Genomic DNA, 21342 nt, shown 5'->3' with positions numbered 1-21342 from the left:
GCTACACCTTGAAAGCCAACTTACAACTAGACCAAGATAAGAAATCCAACATTCATGATTTAGCAGCCACCGACTCGCCTTCCGAAGATCTAAGTCCAGCAAGCTCAAGCATCCCAGCAACATCCACCTTGTCGATCTGTTCAGCTCTCAGAAAACGCTGCGCATATAATAAGTACGCCTTTGAATCTAAAAACAACTTAAAGAGCACGCCATCCACATGTCGATCTTTCACCATAAAGGCCATAATCTTTATCGCTTCTGATAACTTTTTAGCCTCTTTGTAGGGACGGTCTGCAGCTGTTAAAGCCTCGAATATATCAGCCAAAACCATCACCCTTTCGGGAACGCTCATTTTGCAGCCATCTAGCTTACGCGGATAACCTGTTCCATCCATTTTCTCATGATGATTCCCGGCTATATCGGGCACACGTTGTAAGTCCTTCGGCAGCGGTAACGCCTTGAGCATTTTAATGGTTTGTACAATGTGATCGTTGATCGCAAACCGCTCTTCTGCGGTCAAGGTTCCCCTTCTAACCGACAGATTGTGAAGCTCACCTTTATTAAATTTTTGATTTGGCGGATCCATATCAAATCCCCAAATATTTGCTGGATTTGATTTTTCCACAGGGGGAACCCTATCTCCCCATGGAACTATGTGATCATTCAAGTCATCTAATAAACGCTCTTTGCAAGGTAACGAGGGTTCAATATCAGATAATCTCTGCCTCTCATCTGAAGATAAACCCAAACGATTATCAAAGTAACGGACCCACTCCTGAGCGCCGATCTCATTCAAGCGTTCGATCGCCTCATCTGACATAAATTCACCGCCAATATTTGCATTAGCGATAAACTCAAACTGCTCAATCAGTGCCTGTTTCCGATTCTCTAGAGTACTGAGCAACTGTTGCTCTTCACCACCATCATAAAGCTTCTGCCAATATTCTATTTCAGCGTCACGCCATAGAACTTCAAAGCGTGTCCTCACTTCATGAATCCGGTTATAAATAGTTTCAAGCTTGGTCGCTTTATCGACAACATATTCCGGGCTGGTGATTTTCCCACAATCATGTAACCAAGCTGCAATACGAAATTCTCTTCGTTCTTTATCAGACATTGAGAATTCTGAAAAAGCACCTTCTGAAGCGGCCTGTGCAGCATCTATCAAAATGGATGCAAGTTCAGGTACCCGCTCACAGTGTCCACTTGTATAAGGAGATTTAGCATCAATCGCGTCAGCTAATAATCTAATAATGGCATCAAGTAGTGCTTCTTGTTCCTCTACATGACGGCGAGTTGCAATGCCAGTTGCTGCAGATCCCGAAATTTCAGCTACAAACTTTTTGAAGTGAGATATACCTGTTGGATCACGCTTATCAAAGAGAAGCAGCAAGACACCTAGTAACTCGCCATCTCGATCAAGCAATGGCGTAGCGAAAGGTCTGCCAGGCTTTTTAGCCGCAGAACTAATTACCTTACTGATAATTTCATCAGCATCGCTCTCAGTAATGGAAATTGTTTTCGATATCTCATCTTCACTTTCCGAAGATAGTTGAAGCTGCTCCTGATCAGCATCGTACAAGTACAGATAGCCTGCTCCGGCGGATGTAATTTCAACTAAATCAGCAGTCACTTTCGTGAGCATCTCATCAAGATCTTCTTCTCTGGAAAGTGTTCGTGAGATTGACTTGAAATGATCAATACCTGATGCCATTTTCTGCACCAACATTGATAGACGCCTCACCTCTTTGATAGGTGTTTTAACGCTGATCTCATGCTGAAAATCAAAACGCGCTATGTGGCGAACCTCCTCTGCCAACTGTGTTAGAGGCCGAGCTATCAAAGCCCCCAAAGCCCAACCAGCAGCCAGTAAAACCAGCATAATGAGAGCTGACCAAGTAAGTTGTTCAGATAGAGTAGAATTAGCTTTCGCTAGCAATTCATCTTCTGGAACAGCAAAGATCAACCGCAAACCCGAATGGTTCTCACCAACCGGTACCTTTAATCCATACCAATTCTGCCCTTCTACCTGAAAGGCTGATATCTCAGAGTTTATCTTTCTCTCTTTTAGCAAATGCGCTAAGGCAGGTCTTTGAAGTTCTTTTACAGACGCTAACCTCAAACCACCATTCCTATCGTCCAGAATGATTTGCTCAGGATTTGGGAAGGCTATCGCCTTTTCAGTTCCTTCAACTAGTACCATCTCATTAAGGGGAGAAGGTTGAAGTGACTTAATTAATAGAGACAGATCATTAATAGATGCGTCCATTCCTATAACTGTACCAGTCACCTTATTAACCGTCGCAAACGTGACGCCTATTTCACGCGTAGTGAAAAATACATAAGGGGAAGTAAAGACAGGCTCTTCAGAAGAAAGAGCTTTCTTAAACCAAGGGCGAGATCTGGGGTCGAACTGAATATTAGTTTTTGTTTGAGTACTTAATAGGACAAGTGATTGACTATAAAATTCCCAAATGGCCGACTCTAATTCCCCATCAGGCGATCTCTGAATACTCTGTAATAGGTAAGCAGCATTAGATGGTGCTTCCAAATTTTGACTCACTTGTTCAAGCTTCAAGCTTCTCAGCAGAAAAAAATCACCGTTTGAATAGCCTGCATACACAGAACTCAAAATCGAATTAGATTCTAAGGCTCTAACTAAAACCGGTAATCGTTCTAAACGCTTAGCATGGTTGTATGCAGATGTTAGGGGGTCTAGCTCTAAAAGCTTTAAACTACTACTGATAGGCTGAGTGAAAGATTCAATTTTTAGATCGATACTCTCCGCTACACGTTGTGCGTCGATTTCAGCGGACTCAATCAGTGATGCTCGATTACTGCTGTAACTGTTAGCAATAATAACCAGAGCAAGCAAAGCCATACTAATCACGATCGCCGAACTGACGACCAGTTTTAGTGATACCCCTAACCTTTTGGACTGCATTCCTTTCTCCATCGATCTGTGATCTATCCCAAAGTCAGTACTATCGAATCCCGATTAATTCACGAACTCTATAAATCCATACAGTGCAATCAATAGAAAACTATAACTGAATATTTAAGATAATCTTCAAAAAGAGAAAACTCTAACCGACTCTCTAATTAATAATTTCGAATTTCAATAAGCTCCCATCGAGTATGTCAGCTCATAGCTATGGGAATACACCTCAAAAATTAGACCAAAGGGATCTTCCACGTAACACATTCGATATGGTTTTTCGCCTGGATAGTACTCTCGAATCGGCATCCGTTGCTTACCACCGTGCTCGACAATTTTCTGTACCAAACCTTCAATATCTGGATCTTGAACACAAAAATGAAACGTACTCGTTTTCCAATACTCAAAACCTTGTGGTTTCTCATTGTTTTCAAACTCAAACATCTCGACACCGATACGATCGCCTGTAGACATATGCGCGATTTTGAATGATCCCCATCCCGTGCCGAATACATCTATACACATCTGGCCTATAGCACTATCGGATTCCTCGTGAATTACAGTTGGTTTCATAATCAAGTACCAACCCATCACTTCCTTGTAGAACTCAACCGATTTATCGACATCCGGAACAGATATACCTATATGTGAAAAGGTCCTGGGATAATTACTCATGCTATGCCCCCATGTTTTATGGTTAACATGTTTCTTACGAATGAGAACTAAGCTTGGAGCACTTTTTAATTTTTAATTAATCTGAAAAAAATTAATAAACGTATCTATCCTTTAGAGATTATCTAAAGCTTTATGTTTTTAGTTTCTTAAGGGACAGGAAACACTTATGACCTCTGATATGGCCTTAAAAATACGAAGTTACTTCTATTTCACAGTCGTATTTTTTACTTTACTAACTGGAACAACGGCTATTTCTCATCTTCAGGCAGCCACTACGGATAATGGAGTAACGGTAAGTACAGGCCTTCTTCCGACCGCTGAGCTCGTAAATAAACGGATAAAAGAAGTGGCTGCTAGCAATCTAGGAGAAAGCGATAAAAGCAGTCTAGATAAGTTACACCGACAAACATTAAGTCACCTAGAACTTGCCTCAACCCACCGAAATAAAGCCAATGCTTACCAACTGATCATTCAAAACGGCCCAACCGAAATAGCCAGCTTAAAAAAAGAGATTAAACAGATAGAAAATGGCTCTAAATCAGATACGGTAATCTCTACGAATAATTCCCTAGCAGAGATAGAGCAAGCACTCCAAAAACAAAAAGCAGATGTTGTTGTCACAGAAACACAGCTATCCGAACTTGATAATCAGCGTGCTGCTGAAACAAGCAGACCTACAGCAATACGGCAACGGCTTACAGACGTAAAAAAACAGCTGGCAGAGATACCCAGTACACCCGTTCAAACCACAACCGATCAAATTTCTGAACTAACAGAAGCGCAGGTTTGGGAATCAAACTCCCTAAGAGAACAACTCCTTTCAGAAAGCCTCATGTTAGAACAAGAACTGTCTAGCTCTCCTATCCGCTCAGAGCTATTAACGGCAAAGTTAGATTTAGCAGTTATAAAGTTATCAGATCAGAAAAAGCACTTAGAACAGCTCACTGAGACTTCAAACCGCTTAAGACTGCTAGAAGCAGAAAAGGCCAAATCTGATGCTATCGCAGCCGAACGGGAAGCCGCAAGCAAACACGAACTAGTCGCGCAATTAGCGGTAAAAAATACATCGCTCACTGAGCAAATTGATAATCTGGCCAAAGAACTAGAAGAGATCAACAACGATGAAAATGAAGCTGTCGAATCGGCAAAGCGGTTTGAGGAAGCTTTCAATAGTACACGTAAGAAACTTGAGATCGCGGGATTGAGTGAAGTGTTGGGGCAAGTCCTTCAACAAGAGAAACGCTCTCTGCCCGATACTCGACACTTTCAAAAGCTAGCCAGCCAACGTGAACAAAAGATAGCGACAACCTCTTTAGAGCAAATTCAACTGGAAGAGGAAAGGCAAGCTCTACGAAATCCAACCCAATATGCAAAGGAGATAGGCTCTGAGTTAACGGCTTCTGAAAAAGCCCAAGTTGATCCAGAGCTTCAAGCATTAACCCTCACACGCAAGGAGCTAATCGACAAAGCGCTGAGTATCCAACGTGTATATCTGCAAAGTTTAGGCGATCTTGATGTTGCCCAAAGACGTCTACAGGATGCTGTTGAAAGCTATTCAGGTTTTCTAAACAAGCGCCTACTCTGGATTCGAAGTACAGAACCCGCCAGCCTGAATACAGTACAAGGTATTCCAGAACAGATATCGCTTTTCATAGATAAACAACGTTGGTCAGACGTAGCGCAATCATTTATCCAAAACGCCCTACTCTCCCCTCTTCTGTTTTTAGCGTTAATCTATTCCGCTTTTGTTTTATTGATGCGCAAGAAACTACTTTTAAAGCTTGCTGAAACCGGTGAAGAAGTAGGTAATCTGCGTCAAGATAGAGTGTCAGAAACGCTCAAAGCATTTGCCCTTATTATTCTGTTGTCCCTTCCTATTCCTCTGTTATTAGCAGCATCGGGCATGACTCTCAGCTCCGCATTGTCCGCATCTGAGTTCAGCAAAGTGGTTGGCATGACATGTTTTGTATTAGCCCCTTTAATCCTCCACCTTACCGCATTTAGGCTCTTTTTAGCGCCTAAAAGCGTGGCTTTAGTCCATTTTGATTGGGAGCCACATGGCGCAGAAAGATTACACAAAGAGTTAGGTTGGTTTACAAAACTGACCGTCGCTTTGGCCTTGATTACATCTCTCGCAGTTCAAGACCCTACGCTAGGCTCAGGCAGCGGCTTTGGCCGGATCATGTTTATGGCCCTAATGCTGGTTTTCTCTGTTCTCCTTTACAGAATCGCTAAACCCAATGGAGGTATCCTGAGTGAGCTCGCGGCAGACAATCCAGAAAGCGTACTTATCCGATTTAAGTATTTATGGTTCTTGATGCTAGTTTCGCCTCCACTTTTCGCTATCGGCGTCTCTTTGGCTGGATACATGTTCACCGCAGGTACAATCATAGAAAGAATTCTGCAAAGTCTGTGGTACGTATTATTGGTGATCATCGTTCACCAATTTATTTTCCGCTGGCTGACATTAAATCAACGCAGACTGCGTTTAGAAGCAGCGCTCGCCAAACGCCAAGCCGAATTAGAAGCCCGTGAAGCTAAAGAGGAAAATGAACATTCAGAAGGCCACTTTATACGTGAGATAGAGGAACCACAGGTCGATTTCGTCGCATTGGATGCCACCAGCCGTAAACTGTTAAATAACATACTAATCTTCATCGGATTTATAGGTATCTGGGCGTTATGGCGCGACTTACTCCCTGCTCTAGAGATCTTTAACGATATCACCTTGTGGACTTACACACGCTCTGGCTCCACAGAGATCACAGCTATCACACTTTCCAGCTTAGGATTAGCCATCTTAGTGTTCTTCGTCACTATTATCGCCACTCGCCAGTTACCGGCTTTTATCGAAATAACCCTATTGCAGCGCCTTAATATGACCCAAGGCAGCCGCTATACCGTCACAACCCTAACCGGCTACACCGTTGTAGCTGTGGGCTTAGCTTGGGTGTTCAGTTTTCTTGGCGGTAGTTGGTCGGAGATTCAGTGGATATTTGCCGCCTTAGGTGTCGGTATAGGCTTTGGTTTACAAGAGATTGTGGCTAACTTTATCAGCGGCTTGATCATCCTGTTCGAACGTCCAATCCGAGTTGGCGATGTTGTGACTGTCGGCAATACTGATGGCGTCGTGACTCGTATCCAAATACGCGCAACCACGATCAGAAATTTTGACCGTAAAGAACTGCTCGTACCGAATAAAAACTTTATTACCCAAGAACTTCTGAATTGGTCTCTCAGCGATCAGACGACGCGCATCATGATTCAACTGGGCATTGCCTATGGCAGCGATGCACAAAAGGCTCTGGATATTTTGGAAGAGGTCGCAGTTAACCACGAACGGGTAATGAAAGATCCAGCACCAATTACTGTATTTGAGTCCTTCGGGGATAATGCCTTGCTTCTATCCCTTCGCTGCTTTGTAGAAGATATCGATTACCGCTTGGGTACCATCACAGATTTGAATCTAGCGATAAGCGAGAAAATGAACGATGCAGGTATCGAAATTTCATTCCCTCAACGTGATATCCATTTAGATACCAAGCACCCACTTGATATACGTTTGCTTAATTATGACAACACAAAAAGTGAAGGTTGATAACGCCTTGCTAACTCCCCTAGCAGGCAGGCACGAACTAACAAAAGAAAAGCCCGATCAACAGATCGGGCTCTAAAGCCTAAACGGTTTAAGCTATCTCTTTTTCCTTTTGTTTCGGCTGGGCATCATCGCCATCAGCAAATATGACCTCATCCCCTGGATTGTGCTTACCCATCAGTTTTGGACGCTCAATCAGGAAGTACAAAATCAAGCCAATACCTACCGCATACACTGTAGATTTTGGATCAGGCATCGCTAGTGTTACTGCAACAATACCTGCAACACCACGCTCAGTTGGGTTCTTCAACTGTTCCATACCTACCATGATGCAGATATAAGCCGTCAGCACCAACGTCAGCGATAGCGCGATTGGCAATACAGGCTTAAACAGAGTCACTAGAGGTAAGATAAACAGCGCAACCAAACCCGTGATCCAGAACGTACCACCACCACTGTAGATAGAATCCATCGCTTTGCGGCCCATCGCATAACGCTCAGCAACTGTCGCGTGTGCAGCAGTCCATAAAGGCCCTGCCAAACCCGGCCACGGTGCAAAGAAAGCGTGAATACCGTTACGGATCGCAGTTACTAAGTGAACGCGGTCTACGCTAGATTCGATCTTCTCATCGTCACGAATATGGTCAACACGATCTACCAAGGTAAAACCAACAATGATGTCACCAAAAGCGATTACGTAAGCAATAATGGCTGTCGGAATAGCTAATAAGAAAACATCTAAATCAGGGAAACCAACCGCAAAGACAAGATACTCAGCCATCAAAGCGAAATCGGGTTGAGTGATGCCCCACTCAATTGCTGGCAGCGGATATTCACCCACAGACCAACCCACAACCATCGCAATCAACATACCCGGCACCATGCCGAAGTTTGCAATTTTCTTGGCTAATGGATTGGAATCAATCACGTTTTTAAACGATAGCGAGAACAACACATAAGCAGAAATAATAGAACCAACAATAAGAGAGACCGGCGTCGCATCAATTCGGCCACCTACCTTAAGTTCGCCCATCATCGCAGCAATACCCGCCCCAATGATGATCCCGGCTTTCAGGGAGTTAGGGATAACATTAACCAACTTAGAGCCCCAACCTGTCGCCCCCAAGATAAGGAATATCAGTGTCACCTCAATCTGCAAAGCAAACATCGCTTTGATCGCTTCAGGACCAGGTTCAAAACCATTAAGGTAAAGAATGACCACTGGAATCGCCGGTGTAATCCAGCCCGGAACCAGAGGTACACCCAGTAAGGCCGGAAGAATATAACCAAGGCCAGCAATAAACGTGAAAGCAAGGGCAGCTTCATACGGCATACCCAAATACTTCTCCAGTAATGGAATCATTGCCAAACCTACAACGAACATCACCAAGCCCTGAATAATCTCTGGGGTCTCTAAACGGTAATGCACTAGCGGTAGTCGAATTTTGAATGGCCCGAACCCCCAATACGGGTGCTCAGCTCCATGACTTCTTTTTATCAGTGCCATTTTGTCCACCTTGCTGCGTTAAAGATTGATCAGAAAACACTCATCCTGACCTAGGTGGAGCCACCATAATTTGCTGCAACGCAGTAAGCGACATTAGAGCATTCTACTTTAGTAAAAAAACACCCCTAAAGTATTAGGGTTTTCCCCAATCAAAACAAAGCATTACAAATAAAAACAGAATGTTACAAAAGATTACAAATGCATACAGATCTTTAATAAGCAGGTGTAAAGGCAGGGAAAATACGGGAATATTCGGATTTTTTTGGCGGTGCAAAACAATAAAGATTGAGTATCTTTCTTAGGAAGGGACAGAAATTAATATCAAAAACTTACTCTATAGCTGTAGGAAACCCCTCTTCGGTCAGCCAGTCAGCAGCATCTTGTAAATTGTCAAAAGCAGCACGCACAAAACCATCCTGCTCAGAAACAATCATCTTATTTATAACAGCATGTTTCAGAGCAGAAGGCTGATAAACATTCGCAGCTCTTTCAAGGCCATTTACGATACACCACTCGACTAACCGCTCAATGACTTCCGAAACCTCTAAGGTTCCTAACTCCCAGTCATTTAGGCAAACAATATGCCCCCAGCCACCTGAAAAGTGCTTCGCTAGTGCCATAAATTCCTTTTCAAACTCCTGCGCACATTCCATATTCCATGAGCCGCTTACTTTGGCAAATAAAGTCGTGCCTTCAACCCATAACTCGTAATGACCATGCGGGTTATAACCCATACTTCAACTCACTTAATATCTAATTCACTATCTCAATCATTATAGACAGGGTTGCAACAACGGATTTATAAGCTCGCTCAAGGATGGTATGTCGTAAAATGCAAAAAGCCCGCAACAAGTGCGGGCTTCTTTAAAACTTGGTAGGACTAGGCAGATTCGAACTGCCGACCTCTACCATGTCAAGGTAGCGCTCTAACCAACTGAGCTATAGTCCTATATCTGTATCGCGATAAGTTGCAATCAGGTGTTGGCGTATTATACGCAGCCACTTGCTTGGATCAAGCAGTAAAAAGGAAATATCCTCGGACTCTGAACAAGCTATTCAAGTGCAACAACAATGATAGATTCGTAAAACTGCCATTTAGTAGGAATAACTATGCAACGGGTATTTTGAGGGAGGTTAATTTTTTCAGGTTCGCCTTGTAACACTACCGGTACAGAGATTAAAAACTCGGCCCCAAAAAACTTACGCGCATTACCAGCAATGGTATTCGCTATTTCACCTGCTAGATCACATAAGTGATCATTAGAGACCTCATTCTCTCCCATTGCGATTAAGATATAGCTCAACATCGCACGTGGGCATGTGTAGTAAACGCAGCCTTTGCGTTGCCCCGAAATACCAATAATACCCGTAAAGTCCTCAACAATAGGTTCATTAGAATCAAGTAGATAAGGCACGCCAATCTCGATCTCATCGAGGTTAATTTGCTGATAGAAGTGCTCCAAACTGTTGATAAAAACTTCGATCGTTTCTTGTTCAAACGTTTTGTTCATTTCGAGGTACTACCTTAATCTTGGTCTAGTTCTTTGAGGGCAGCGGCCAGTTCTTCGTCGGTAAAAGGCTTACATAGAAAGCCTTGTGCCCCGCTAGCTAAAGCACCTATAGCCGTGCCTTTATCAGCCAAAGCTGAGACCACTAAAATACGGGCATCTGGGCAAATTTCTGCAATAAGAGGAATAGCAACAGTCCCATCCATGGCAGGCATGGTTAGATCGATAGTAATCATATCCGGCTGCATAGTACGGGCCATTTTGACCGCTTCTCGACCGTCATTTGCGGTACCTATGACTTCATAATGCTCTAGACCATGAGCACGTTCGATTCGACGGCGGATGATGGCGGAGTCATCTACGATGAGTAATCGCTTCATACAACCTCCGTGGTAAGTTGATCTGTTGTTAGCTGTGAAGAAGGGATTAAAAATGATATTTCACAGTAACGTTTCAGTTGGTTACCTATGCGAACTTTACCGCCAAGTCGATTGACGTTAACCCGCACTAAATCCATTCCAACGCCACGCCCCGCATGTTCGCTTTGAACTTCGACTGTGGAAAAGCCTGGTTTAAAGATAAGCCCCATCAAACGAGTACGACTGAAACTTTCTAACTCCTCAGCTGTGTGCAAGCCTTTATTGAGTGCGCGTTTACTTATCTTATCCACATCTAGGCCATGACCGTCATCCTTAACGCTGATGCGTAAGCCTTGTTCCTCTTGCAAAGCTGAAACCTGTATTTTCCCTACTCTGGCTTTGTCTGCTATTGAGCGCTCCTCTGTGCTTTCTATGCCATGAACTACTGCATTACGCACCAATTGAACCACACTGGTTTGCACCAACATTCTTTGTTCTTGAGAAAGAGTGTTAATAGCTTCCAGATCAAAGCTGATATCGATCTCTTTGTTATATTCACGGGCGATACGTTGTGCGAGACGCTTTATCTGAGTTTCGTCTAGAGGTAAGGCTGTCGGTTGGTTTTCACTCGCGATATGGCTCCCTTGCTGCTGTACGCGGAGACTCTGCAACAAGTCACCTATCTCGTGTAGTTCTGAGATAAGCTTGAGCATATCGTCCAGCATGAGTGTTAACGGTAAAAAGTCGCTCCCTTTCAGATGGTTTTTTTCTCGAAGTGTTTCTAAACGCTCTTCAAACTTATGCGCCGCTGATGAGAGCTGCACTAATTCAAGCGCCCCTGCGTCCCCTTTAACCCGATGGACCTTACGGAAGCTATCATCTAAAACAGCACCTAGATTGCTGTTATCGCCTGCGTTTTTCATTAGGTCATTGATCGCATGCAGCTCTTTTTCTGCACTGTCTAAAAACAATGTCATCGTGTCGTTATCAAGGTGTACTAGCTTGTGCAATGCGCTTATTTGCATCCCTTGGTTATCACGTAATTGCTCTAGAGATTGACGTAAAACTACGGTTTCAGTGATGTCAGATACAGTTACGAGGATATGGCTGATATGACCATCTTCGATGGTACGGTTAAACCGGAATGAGAGGTGCTTAATGCTGTACTGCCCAGTATCATCAGACACACTGATTTCAACATCAGCCAGTGGATTAAGCGAGACAATCAAATTCTCTTTTACTTTTTCATTTAGCAGGAGTTTGATGTACTCCTCGGTGGTTGTCATATCATCGCCAACAACAATCTTATGCAGAAGATTGCTGAAGGACATGCCTGCAATATCATCTTCTCCAAAAATAGTTTTGACTGACTGTGAGTATTGATTACTGATATTCAAGTCTGAATCTAGCAGCAAAAGGCCTTCATGTACTGTGTCCAATATCTCGGTGGTTTCTTTGCGGGCCTCTTCTGTTTGCGCATCACTTTGTCGAAGCTGGCCAATGAAGTGAAATAAGATCAGAAAGAAGTTAGCAATGGCCAAAGTAATAGCGCTTGCTTGCACCCAACGTAGAGTATCGGATTTTTGTTTTGCGACTGTTTCCAATTCAACGGTTAAGTCATTCATCAGGGTAAGTAATTTAAGGTTATTTTGTGATGACAAGCGCACTAAAGGTGCCAGTACAGTATTGTTTACTGAATTTTCACTCCCTAAACTGATGTAACTTTTCCGGATCGGCTCCCAAATTCTAAGACTACCATTCACCGCACTAACTGCTTTATCAGTCGTTACCGCCTCCAAAAATATCTCACGGCCCGTCGCGTCTTTGGTAAAACCACCAGTAGAAAAAGCTAGAAGCGTTTGATCGAATAACTCTACTGCGCCTTGCATCTCATCGTAAGACCGCTGTCCCGTTTGCCCTTGCGCTAACGCACTTTCATAGGACAGCAGTGCCTTGGCAGCTTTTTGTGAAAGCATTCGCTGACGACCCGCCAAGTTCACATTAACCGCATCATCAGCGATTTGACTGGAAATATAAAAGTTAAGGCCGAGCACACCTAAATCGAGAAAGATAAACATCGCGACCGAAATCACAATGGCGCGATACTTACCGAAGTATTCATTGAAGAACATAAAGGGTTCCTACAATTCATCTAAGTTTGCGGTGTGGAATCAATATCTATGCCAAGTCTCGCGTAGCCCCTAAGCCGCTACATTTTCTAAGAATTCGGGGCCTTATGAGGGTTAGTGGGTAATTCAGGAAGGAAAACGGAAAGTTAAGTAGATCGCAGGCAGCGTTGTTTTGGTGCGATAGGCAGAATGTGCGCTATTTTAGGAATTATTTTAGATATAAAGTTTTCGACTAATACAGTGTTAACTAGTTATCCCAAGTGAAGGCTCGACCAACCTAGAAAAGGCTGGTCTGATAATCGTGTCTCTATAGCCTTAAAAACTAATCCACCAAGTTGTTCTCTATCGCGTAACGCGTTAGGCCCGCTGCAGTGTGGATATCGAGTTTATTTTTGATATTTTGACGGTGGGTTTCTACTGTACGAACAGAGATATCTAACTCGCGCGCAATCTCTTTATTGCTGTTGCCTTCGGCCACCAGCTTAAGTACATCTTTTTCACGACCCGTTAATGGCTCTTGTTCTTCTTCAACTGCCACAGGTACCGCTTGCTCAAACTGGCTGAACAGTGCTTGAGATGCGCCCGAGCTAAAGTAAGTGCCGCCTCGATAGATGGTTTCGATAGCTGAGATAAGTTCTTCTGAGGAGACATCCTTCAAGACATAACCGGCAGCGCCGCATTTGATCAGTTTAACGATGTATTCACGATCATCATGCATGCTTAAGATCAGCACTTTGATATCAGGCTGTTCTTCACGGAATCGTTCGGTAGCTTCAAAGCCATTCATCACAGGCATGGAGACATCCATAAGCACGACGTCTGGCTTCACTTCGGCAGCGAGCTTAAGTGCCTGTTTGCCATCATTAGCCATGCCCACCACTTCCAGTGATTCTTCACCTTCTAAACGTGCACTAATGCCATCTAACACTAATGGATGATCATCTACTAACACGACACGTATTTTCATATTATCCACTGTATTCAAGTTAAAGAATTGTAAACCCTGCACGAATCCGCGTACCTGCCCCTATTTTACTTTTCACACCAAAACGTCCACTTAACAGTTCAGTACGTTCTCGCATATTTAGTAAGCCGATGCCCGAAGCTGTCTTCCCTGGAGAGAACCCTTTGCCATCGTCCGTTACTTCGACCCAAATATACCCTTCTCGCGACCAAATGCGCAGCCCTACTTGAGTAGCCTCTGCGTGTTTTTCGATATTGGTCAGCGCTTCTTGGGCGATTCGGTACATAGTAATTTCGATATCATCTGGCAGTCGTTGTTCAGGCAGTTCTAAACGGATATTGGTCTGTATGCCGGTACGCTCAGAAAACTCAGCGATCATACTGTGCAGTGCTGACTCTAAGCCTAGATCATCAAGCTGTATAGGACGTAGATCGTGGGAGATACGTCTTACTTCTTGAATTGCCATGTTTAGGACGTCGCAGCCTTTGTTCAGATCGTTGGCGGCCGATTCATCCTGTTTGAGTAGCTTATCTCTCGCAAGCTCCAACCTAAACTTAACCGATACCATTAGCTGGTTAATTCCATCGTGGAGTTCTCGAGCAAAGTTACGACGTTGGCTCACTTGGAACTGCACGTAACTGTGAGCAAGTTCGCGTAAGCGTTTATCGGCAAGTTGAGAGGCATGCATGTTGATTGCGATACCCACTAAGGCAATCACGATGATAGTACCCGCCAAAATCACCACAACGGTAAAGAAGGTATTACGAATATTACGGGTTACTTTAAGCCGGATTGAAGCAACCTCTTTGGCAATATCATCGATATATAAACCGGTGCCCATCATCCAGTTAAACTTGGGGATCTCGACCACATAACTGAGCTTATCTTCCAGATCGCCCTTGGAAGGCTTTTTCCAAACATAGCGGTAAAAACCACCGCCTTTTTTCGCCACTTCGATGAGATCACGGATCACCATCTTGCCGTTTTCATCTTTAAGATCCATCAGGTTTTGACCGATCAATTCATGTTGAATCGGATGGACCAAGTTAACGCCCTGACGGTCATAGACAAAGAAGTAGCCATCTTCGCCGTAGGTCAGGCCATCGAGAATGTTTTTAACTTTTTCCTCAGCAACTTTATCCCCCGGCTGAGCATCTTTGACTATATGCTCAATTGAGTTCATCGCCAGCTCTACGTAGTTTTGTAGTTCTTGGCGTTTAGAGCGCAGTAAGTTTTCTTCGAAGGTGTGAATCTCTTGCTCAGAGAGATGCTTGGCTTGGGTCAAGCTGATCATGGTAACAGCCACAGTCACCATCACGAGTGGCAAAATGGAAAGCAGTAGAATTTTGGTTTTTAAAGAGGCTGTAACCCGTTTCATTGGTACTAGCTTTCCTGATCATTTCGGCTGATAGTTAAGGTTCCAGTATAAAGGATGCGGGGTATAACACTCCATGGATTTCTCACTATGGTCCAAGGCTGAAGTGCTTTACACATCGGCGTCTCGCCGCGGCGAGTTAAAAAGCCTGACCACCTCATCGCATAAGGTTCAAGAAGGCGAGCTACAGTTTCAGCTAAGACAATTATCCAGCTTAAAAGATAAGGCTAAAGCCAACTCAGCGACATCAAATAATGACCCTTTTCTTCCCCACGAACCGAATCTTTATGTTGGCCCTGTGGGTGACAATCATAAGTTACTACTGAACAAGTTTAACGTCTTAGAGCAGCATCTGCTGTTAGTAACCAATCACTTTGAGCAGCAAAACATTCTTCTTTCGCTCGAGGATTTTAGCGCCTTATATCAATGCTTAACCCAAGGCCCGGCGCTCGCTTTTTATAATAGTTCAGCCGAAGCCGGTGCAAGCCAAGCTCACAAACATCTACAGTTAATTCAGCTAGATGAAAACGCAGATAATCTAATCCCCTTCAGCTCGCAGCTTGAGCAACTTCATGATGAAGTACCACGAAAGTTAGATTCCCTCCCCTTCGAACATGCGGCACTCGCCCTGCCTAATGATCTCTTCGACGGGCACACACCTGAGGATTCAGCAACTCAATTACAACATTTGTATGATCGACTACGCACGACACTGTCTCTAGAAAGCTCGGGTGATAAAACCGTGCCACCACATAATCTTCTACTCACTCATGAGTGGATGATGGTGGTGCCACGTAAGCAGGAATCCTTTGAAGGTATTTCTCTGAATGCGCTAGCCTTTGTGGGATCTATCTTGGTAAAGGATAAAGCCCAAGCCGAGCTAATTACGCGACAAGGGCTTTGCAAAGCGCTGTCAGAAGTTAGCGGTTTACTTGTATAAAACAGCTAACCCCAGACAAAAAAGCGCCCCGATAAACGGGGCAAATGGGAATGAACCATTAATTGGGCGGTTACCCACCCAGAGAGAAGAGTGATAACGGCCACTCAACCGTCTTACGCCAAACCATAGAATCCTGGGAATACGAGGATTGAGATAACAACCGCTACCTGCATCAGGATGAAAGGCATAACACCTTTATAGATATCCATTGTCTGCACATTAGGTGGCGCAACACCTTTGAGGTAGAACAGACTGAAGCCAAATGGCGGAGTTAAGAAACTTGTTTGTAGGTTCATCGCGATTAGGATCGCAAACCATACAGGTGCAATACCTAGCGCATCTGCAACCGGTGCCAAGATCGGTACGATGATGAAACTGATCTCTACGAAATCGATGAAGAAACCTAGAATCAAGATCGCAAGCATAGATAGGATCAAGAAGCCCTGAGCACCACCTGGTAGATCAGATAGAACTTCCTCAACAATGTAGTCGCCGCCTGTGTAAGTGAACGCCATAGAGAAGGCTGTTGCACCCAACAGGATCGCAAATACCATCGCTGTAACTTTTACCGTTTCAGTCGCAGATTCGAGAACCATCTTCCAACTGAACTGACGGTACATAGCCGCCAATACAATCGCACCTACACCACCTAGTGCAGAAGATTCAGTCGGTGTCGCAATACCTGCGAAGATAGAACCCAATACAATCAAGATTAGCGCTAATGGTGGAATGATCGCTTTAAGCGCTTTGATGTACTGTTCACGCTTGCTGTCAACATCGTCGTCTAGAGGCAGTGCTGGTGCCGCTTCTGGCTTAACAAAGCTGTAGATTAGGATGTAAACAACGTAGATACCGATCAGCATTAGACCTGGGCCTACCGCTGCTTTAAATAGATCGCCTACAGGGATACCTAGTACATCACCCAAGATAATAAGGATGATCGATGGCGGGATGATCTGACCCAGCGTACCCGACGCACAGATCGTACCGCAGGCAAGTGACTTGTCGTATTTGTACTTCAACATTACCGGTAGTGAGATCAGACCCATTGCTACAACAGATGCACCTACAACACCGGTAGAAGCCGCCAGCAACGCACCTACTAATACAGTAGAGATTGCCAAACCGCCGCGAACACCACCAAACAGTTTACCCATGGACTCAAGCAACTGCTCAGCCAATTGAGTTTTCTGTAAAACGATACCCATGAAAATAAATAGAGGAACCGCCATCAATACCGTGTTTTCCATAATGCTCTGAATACGGAACGGCATGAAAGCAAACATTTCAGCGCCTTCAGCAAAAACACCAAAGAACAGCGCTACACCACCAAAGGTAAAGGCAACTGGGAAGCCGACAAGCAGCATCAGCAGCGCCACAACAAACATAATAATACCAATCATTACTAAACGCCCCTTAGTGCTGTGGTGGTTGGTAATGATCTTCTTTGGTGTTGCCCAAGAAGATGTTTAAAGATTTAAGGAACAAACCGATACCGCTAATTAACATGGCAAAAAAAGCAAAAGGGATAACGGATTTGATAATCCAACGATAAGGAAGACCACCCGGATCGCCCGAGGTCTCGCCTAATTCAAATGATTCACGCGCAAAATCGATACCGTACCAACCTACTAGGGCACAGAACGGGAAGAGTAGAAATACACAACCCAACATATCGATCATTGCTTTGGTTTTGCCTGATAAACGTTCGTAGATCAGGTCAACACGTACGTGGCCACCGACCCGTAACGTGTAAGACACACCTAATAGAAATACTGCTGCATATAGGTGCCACTCTAACTCTTGCATCCCGATGGAGACATCATTAAAGACATAGCGCATTACAACGTCGATAAAGACATTGAACAGCATGATTACAAATAGAACTGCAGAGATCTTGCCCATCAAATCTGAAAAGCTGTTGATCACCTGCTCCAGTCTCACTAGAAACATGATTTCTCCTAGAAGATTAAGAAGTTGGTGCCCCGGATCGGGACAATGTCCAGAGCACCAACGAGGGGGTTCTTACGACTCGATTACTTAGACAAGCTGTTTAGGTAAGCTTTGTCAGAAATATCTGTCCATGCACGTGCTTTTTCCATGTACGCAGACTGAGACTCAAGAATTTTCTTAGCTAGTGGGTCAGCTGCTGCTTTTTCAGCAAGTAGCTCATCGTTAGCTTTACGCATTGCGCCGATTACTTCAGCTGGGAAAGATTTAACCTGAATGTTCGGGAATTCAGTTTTCATGCTTGCCCAGTTTTCAGCAGAAGAGTGGTAAGACTGGATGTACATATCGTACGCCGCAGTACGCATTGCTGTTTTAAGGATCTGCTGAAGATCAGCTGGTAGACGCTCAAACTTCTTCTTGTTGATCAAGAACTGAAGTTCAGTCGCAGGCTCATGCCAGCCAGTGTAGTAGTAAGGAGCGATCTTGTGGAAACCCATACGTAGATCAAGAGAAGGACCTACCCACTCCAATGCATCGATCGTACGACGCTCAAGTGCAGTGTAAAGCTCACCCGCTGGAATGTTAGTTGGTTTCGCACCTAGCTTAGCTAGAACTTCACCCGCGAAGCCAGGGATACGCATTTTCAGACCTTTTAGGTCGTCCAGAGAGTTGATCTCTTTCTGGAACCAACCGCCCATCTGGTTACCAGTGTTACCACCAGGGAAGGACATTAGGTTGAACTTGCCGTAAACCTCATCCATTAGTTCCTGACCACCACCGTAGTAGAACCAACCGTACTGTTCAGGTGCAGTCATACCAAATGGCATAGTCGTGAAGTAAAGCGTATTTGGTACTTTACCCTTCCAGTAGTAAGACGCGGAGTGACCCATATCGTACTGACCAGAGCGAACCATATCGAAAACACCTAGTGGTGCTTTGTGCTTGTTCTTAGAGTCGATTTGAATTTTAAGACGGCCGTTAGACATCTCTTCAGCCAGCTTAGCCATGTTTTTAGTCGCATCACCAAAAACAGGGAAGTTAGTTGGCCAAGTTTCTGCCAGTTTAAGCTTGTATACCTTGTCAGCAGCCATTGCTGGCGTAGCCAGTACTGCAGTACATGCAGCTGCAGTAATTAACTGCTTAGGAAAAGTCATTTTGAACATTTTTATTATCATCCTCTCTCTATAATCCGCGTTTTTAAACCGTCATATAAGTGTGGTCGCACCTGAAATAATCTCCTGTCCACCCCAACTACGACCACAGCTAACATGCCTAAAACTATAACCATGCTAGCTCTTATAGTCTTACACAGCATGCCATACCCCGATATTGGGATAAATGCGCATAAGTACTAGATAGATTACTTAGATGACGTACGTAGTACTACGTAGAACTGCTAGATTTATCTGCTAGCAAAGATATTATGTAACAACATTCCCAAAAGGCTAATCTCTTATGACAGAACAACAAAGAACACGCCGCTTAAGAAAGTATGAAGCCGATCCAGAAAACTCATCCCCCAGCTCATCTAATGCTGGAATTGAGCTTCTATCGCCTTTTGGGCCATTGATTGCTAAAACTAAACTACCTGTAGAACTAATCGAAAAGATTAATCTATTTGCTGACCAGCATATTTCCAAAACCCAAAGCTCAGAATTTATGCTCCCTGAAGATGTTGTTTTTGGTGGAGCACCTTCACTTGCCGATACTGTTGGTTCATTAATTGGCAATTATGTTAAGGAAGCAGAAGGTAGCCAGTTAGATAAAGTAATCTATGAGGTTTTTTGGATTGTAAGCCAATATGAAAACACACCTAGTCCGATGCATTTTCATTCCGGTGATATCTCAGGCGTGTTATACCTAAAAGTCCCTGATGAGATAGACCCTATGCAGGAAGAGAGAAACTACATTTCCGGCAGAAAGGCAGGCTACCTTAATTTTATCGAAGGCAATAAGCAGCGTTTTTCTAAATCACTGTTAAGTGTTAAACCAGAGGTCGGCGATTTTTATCTTTTCCCTGGGTGGTTACTCCATGGCGCTGAACCTTTTATTGGAGTGGGTGAACGAAGATCGATGGCATTTAATGCTACATTAAAGGTTAAATAAATTTCTAAGTCCGATCATTCTAATAAGGACGTAATCCTATCCAATATGTTATCTAACGAAGAAAGTGTATCTCTGTCTTCATATTTCTTAGCTATTTTTCCTGCATTGTCCGTAAAAGAGGTATCGGTCAATAAGCGAGAGAGCACTTTTTTAACGTTCTGCTGGTTTATATTTCCAGCTATTGTTAAACCAGAGCCTAAGCTTTTTACTAGCTCCGCATTCATTCTTTGCTCCATATGTGTAGGAAGCAACAACAAAGGGGTCCCAAAAAATAAGCTTTCTGTAATTAGACCTTTTCCTGCATGACAAACAACTAAGTCAGCGGTAGGCAATAGTTCAGGTGCATTGATTGGATCTAAACTAAACTGAATGCCTTTTCGGCTGTAAGTTTCAATCATTTTTGGCGGAAACCCCATGCCGTAACAGATCACTTCGCAATTTTCTGCCAATAAAGCATCTAGCGTTTCAATTACCCCATAGTGCCCCATAGTCAAGTAAACAAAGACACGTTTTTTATTACCGCTCTTCCAGTTTATTGCATTAACACCTTGCTCTGTAATTTCAAAATTAATATAGAGGCTCTTATCAGGATTTCTTTTATAGGGATCCAAATCAGGCAAGGTTGAAATTATTGCTAGGTCGTACTGATAAAGATCAGATAAAAACTGTACCCGATGGTATCCAAATTGATCACAGATACAGTTGATTAAGCCAACTATTCTACTCTCCATCAATTTGGTTAATTTGGCTGCATCCTTTAGGTCTGTTCGCATCACAGAACATGGAGATCCAGGTACGAGCTCTGAAAATCCACTACCAATATTTACCTTAGGACAAGCCAAGTTTCGGGCAGCTAACATAGCGCTCGGAGCATAATCGAAAATGAGTAAATCAGGTTGAGTTACTTTGAATATGCCATGCCAACTTCTTACTATTCCCCTAAGAACCTTTGGGCCTTGGAAACCTCGATTTTGCAATATGCAGGGTAATGACACAGTTGGTTGCTTTTTCGATGGCAGAGTTTTAAAGCTAGGAGCAGGTAAAATCAAAAGGGATTCAGGCAAATCAAACGCATCTAAATTAGAGGGGTCATTCAATACAAGGGTCAAGTTGTGACCCAGAGCATCTAAGCGATTCATTAGAACAGCTAAACGCGACAAATGCCCTAAACCCGCGCCTAATTCCCATGCGAAAACGATATTTGCCATGCGTCCTTACCTAGATCAATCAGAATAAATGTGGAGTTATCATATCGACTGAGGATTAATTTGTGGAGCTTAGTCGAGGTAATAGTTT

The 21342-nt window shown here is 43.7% G+C and carries 16 protein-coding genes and 1 tRNA gene; 3 read left to right on the top strand and 14 right to left on the bottom strand.

The features are described 5' to 3' along the window. Positions 1–52 precede the first annotated feature (52 nt). Positions 53–2944, bottom strand: a complete 2892-nt coding sequence (locus ACMXYN_RS04940; protein WP_415893754.1) for an HD domain-containing phosphohydrolase — start codon at positions 2942–2944, stop codon at positions 53–55. Between the two features lie 174 nt (positions 2945–3118). Next, complete coding sequence (locus tag ACMXYN_RS04935; protein ID WP_415893753.1) at positions 3119–3613, bottom strand: lactoylglutathione lyase family protein; 495 nt, start codon at positions 3611–3613, stop codon at positions 3119–3121. Between the two features lie 166 nt (positions 3614–3779). Between ACMXYN_RS04935 and ACMXYN_RS04930 the strand changes: the two genes are divergently transcribed. Beyond that, a complete protein-coding gene (locus ACMXYN_RS04930) occupies positions 3780–7211 on the top strand; it encodes a mechanosensitive ion channel domain-containing protein (RefSeq protein WP_415893752.1) in 3432 nt (1143 codons plus the stop codon). An 88-nt stretch (positions 7212–7299) separates the two neighbouring features. On the opposite strand, the gene ACMXYN_RS04925 is transcribed toward ACMXYN_RS04930, so the two are convergent. The 8 genes from ACMXYN_RS04925 to ACMXYN_RS04890 form a co-directional block, all read right to left on the bottom strand. Then, positions 7300–8715 carry a xanthine/uracil/vitamin C permease gene (locus ACMXYN_RS04925; RefSeq protein WP_415883841.1) on the bottom strand — a complete coding sequence of 472 codons (1416 nt, stop codon included), beginning with the start codon at positions 8713–8715 and terminating at the stop codon, positions 7300–7302. Positions 8716–9044: 329 nt separating this feature from the next. Further along, on the bottom strand, positions 9045–9449 hold the full coding sequence (locus ACMXYN_RS04920) for a hypothetical protein (protein ID WP_415893751.1): 405 nt from the start codon (positions 9447–9449) through the stop codon (positions 9045–9047). A 138-nt stretch (positions 9450–9587) separates the two neighbouring features. Then, positions 9588–9664: transfer RNA gene (locus ACMXYN_RS04915), tRNA-Val, on the bottom strand. A 103-nt stretch (positions 9665–9767) separates the two neighbouring features. Then, on the bottom strand, positions 9768–10226 hold the full coding sequence (locus tag ACMXYN_RS04910) for a chemotaxis protein CheX (RefSeq protein ID WP_415893750.1): 459 nt from the start codon (positions 10224–10226) through the stop codon (positions 9768–9770). A 14-nt stretch (positions 10227–10240) separates the two neighbouring features. After that, positions 10241–10603, bottom strand: a complete 363-nt coding sequence (locus ACMXYN_RS04905; protein WP_415893749.1) for a response regulator — start codon at positions 10601–10603, stop codon at positions 10241–10243. Then, the gene (locus ACMXYN_RS04900; RefSeq protein ID WP_415893748.1) at positions 10600–12714 is read right to left on the bottom strand and encodes an ATP-binding protein; all 2115 of its coding nucleotides are present in this window, start codon (positions 12712–12714) and stop codon (positions 10600–10602) included. The genes ACMXYN_RS04905 and ACMXYN_RS04900 overlap by 4 nt, the downstream gene beginning before the upstream one ends. 319 nt (positions 12715–13033) lie before the next feature. Continuing rightward, positions 13034–13678, bottom strand: a complete 645-nt coding sequence (locus ACMXYN_RS04895) for a response regulator (RefSeq protein ID WP_415890598.1) — start codon at positions 13676–13678, stop codon at positions 13034–13036. A 19-nt stretch (positions 13679–13697) separates the two neighbouring features. Further along, complete coding sequence (locus ACMXYN_RS04890; protein ID WP_415883837.1) at positions 13698–15053, bottom strand: cache domain-containing protein; 1356 nt, start codon at positions 15051–15053, stop codon at positions 13698–13700. Positions 15054–15126: 73 nt separating this feature from the next. On the opposite strand from ACMXYN_RS04890, the gene ACMXYN_RS04885 reads away from it, so the two are divergent. Beyond that, the gene (locus ACMXYN_RS04885; RefSeq protein ID WP_415893747.1) at positions 15127–15990 is read left to right on the top strand and encodes a DUF4922 domain-containing protein; all 864 of its coding nucleotides are present in this window, start codon (positions 15127–15129) and stop codon (positions 15988–15990) included. A 113-nt stretch (positions 15991–16103) separates the two neighbouring features. Here ACMXYN_RS04885 and ACMXYN_RS04880 read toward each other — a convergent pair whose 3' ends face one another. The 3 genes from ACMXYN_RS04880 to ACMXYN_RS04870 form a co-directional block, all read right to left on the bottom strand. Further along, positions 16104–17393: a TRAP transporter large permease gene (locus ACMXYN_RS04880; protein WP_415883835.1), complete on the bottom strand. Its 1290-nt coding sequence runs from the start codon at positions 17391–17393 to the stop codon at positions 16104–16106. Between the two features lie 13 nt (positions 17394–17406). Then, the gene (locus ACMXYN_RS04875) at positions 17407–17943 is read right to left on the bottom strand and encodes a TRAP transporter small permease subunit (RefSeq protein ID WP_415883834.1); all 537 of its coding nucleotides are present in this window, start codon (positions 17941–17943) and stop codon (positions 17407–17409) included. 83 nt (positions 17944–18026) lie between these two features. Further along, complete coding sequence (locus tag ACMXYN_RS04870; RefSeq protein ID WP_415893746.1) at positions 18027–19103, bottom strand: TRAP transporter substrate-binding protein; 1077 nt, start codon at positions 19101–19103, stop codon at positions 18027–18029. Positions 19104–19395: 292 nt separating this feature from the next. Between ACMXYN_RS04870 and ACMXYN_RS04865 the strand changes: the two genes are divergently transcribed. Next, entirely contained in the window at positions 19396–20046 is a 651-nt protein-coding gene (locus ACMXYN_RS04865) for a putative 2OG-Fe(II) oxygenase (RefSeq protein WP_415893745.1), read from the top strand. Positions 20047–20060: 14 nt separating this feature from the next. On the opposite strand, the gene ACMXYN_RS04860 is transcribed toward ACMXYN_RS04865, so the two are convergent. Continuing rightward, positions 20061–21254 (bottom strand): glycosyltransferase, encoded by a 1194-nt coding sequence (locus tag ACMXYN_RS04860; RefSeq protein WP_415893744.1) that lies wholly within the window; start codon positions 21252–21254, stop codon positions 20061–20063. Positions 21255–21342: the final 88 nt, after the last annotated feature.

Source organism: Neptuniibacter sp. PT8_73, assembly GCF_047778045.1.
Lineage (GTDB): Bacteria > Pseudomonadota > Gammaproteobacteria > Pseudomonadales > Balneatricaceae > Neptuniibacter.
The sequence above is the reverse complement of the archived record's forward strand: the minus strand, read 5'-3'. Positions and strand labels throughout refer to the sequence as shown.

Excerpts from the sequence above, each read along its gene's own strand:
- ACMXYN_RS04920 (WP_415893751.1), bottom strand. The coding sequence starts at position 9,449 with ATGGGTTATAACCCGCATGGTCATTACGAGTTATGGGTTGAAGGCACG.
- ACMXYN_RS04880 (WP_415883835.1), bottom strand. The coding sequence starts at position 17,393 with ATGATTGGTATTATTATGTTTGTTGTGGCGCTGCTGATGCTGCTTGTC.
- ACMXYN_RS04885 (WP_415893747.1), top strand. The coding sequence starts at position 15,127 with ATGGATTTCTCACTATGGTCCAAGGCTGAAGTGCTTTACACATCGGCG.
- ACMXYN_RS04935 (WP_415893753.1), bottom strand. The coding sequence starts at position 3,613 with ATGAGTAATTATCCCAGGACCTTTTCACATATAGGTATATCTGTTCCG.
- ACMXYN_RS04895 (WP_415890598.1), bottom strand. The coding sequence starts at position 13,678 with ATGAAAATACGTGTCGTGTTAGTAGATGATCATCCATTAGTGTTAGAT.
- ACMXYN_RS04925 (WP_415883841.1), bottom strand. The coding sequence starts at position 8,715 with ATGGCACTGATAAAAAGAAGTCATGGAGCTGAGCACCCGTATTGGGGG.
- ACMXYN_RS04940 (WP_415893754.1), bottom strand. The coding sequence starts at position 2,944 with ATGCAGTCCAAAAGGTTAGGGGTATCACTAAAACTGGTCGTCAGTTCG.
- ACMXYN_RS04910 (WP_415893750.1), bottom strand. The coding sequence starts at position 10,226 with ATGAACAAAACGTTTGAACAAGAAACGATCGAAGTTTTTATCAACAGT.
- ACMXYN_RS04865 (WP_415893745.1), top strand. The coding sequence starts at position 19,396 with ATGACAGAACAACAAAGAACACGCCGCTTAAGAAAGTATGAAGCCGAT.
- ACMXYN_RS04900 (WP_415893748.1), bottom strand. The coding sequence starts at position 12,714 with ATGTTCTTCAATGAATACTTCGGTAAGTATCGCGCCATTGTGATTTCG.
- ACMXYN_RS04930 (WP_415893752.1), top strand. The coding sequence starts at position 3,780 with ATGACCTCTGATATGGCCTTAAAAATACGAAGTTACTTCTATTTCACA.
- ACMXYN_RS04875 (WP_415883834.1), bottom strand. The coding sequence starts at position 17,943 with ATGTTTCTAGTGAGACTGGAGCAGGTGATCAACAGCTTTTCAGATTTG.
- ACMXYN_RS04905 (WP_415893749.1), bottom strand. The coding sequence starts at position 10,603 with ATGAAGCGATTACTCATCGTAGATGACTCCGCCATCATCCGCCGTCGA.
- ACMXYN_RS04890 (WP_415883837.1), bottom strand. The coding sequence starts at position 15,053 with ATGAAACGGGTTACAGCCTCTTTAAAAACCAAAATTCTACTGCTTTCC.
- ACMXYN_RS04870 (WP_415893746.1), bottom strand. The coding sequence starts at position 19,103 with ATGTTCAAAATGACTTTTCCTAAGCAGTTAATTACTGCAGCTGCATGT.
- ACMXYN_RS04860 (WP_415893744.1), bottom strand. The coding sequence starts at position 21,254 with ATGGCAAATATCGTTTTCGCATGGGAATTAGGCGCGGGTTTAGGGCAT.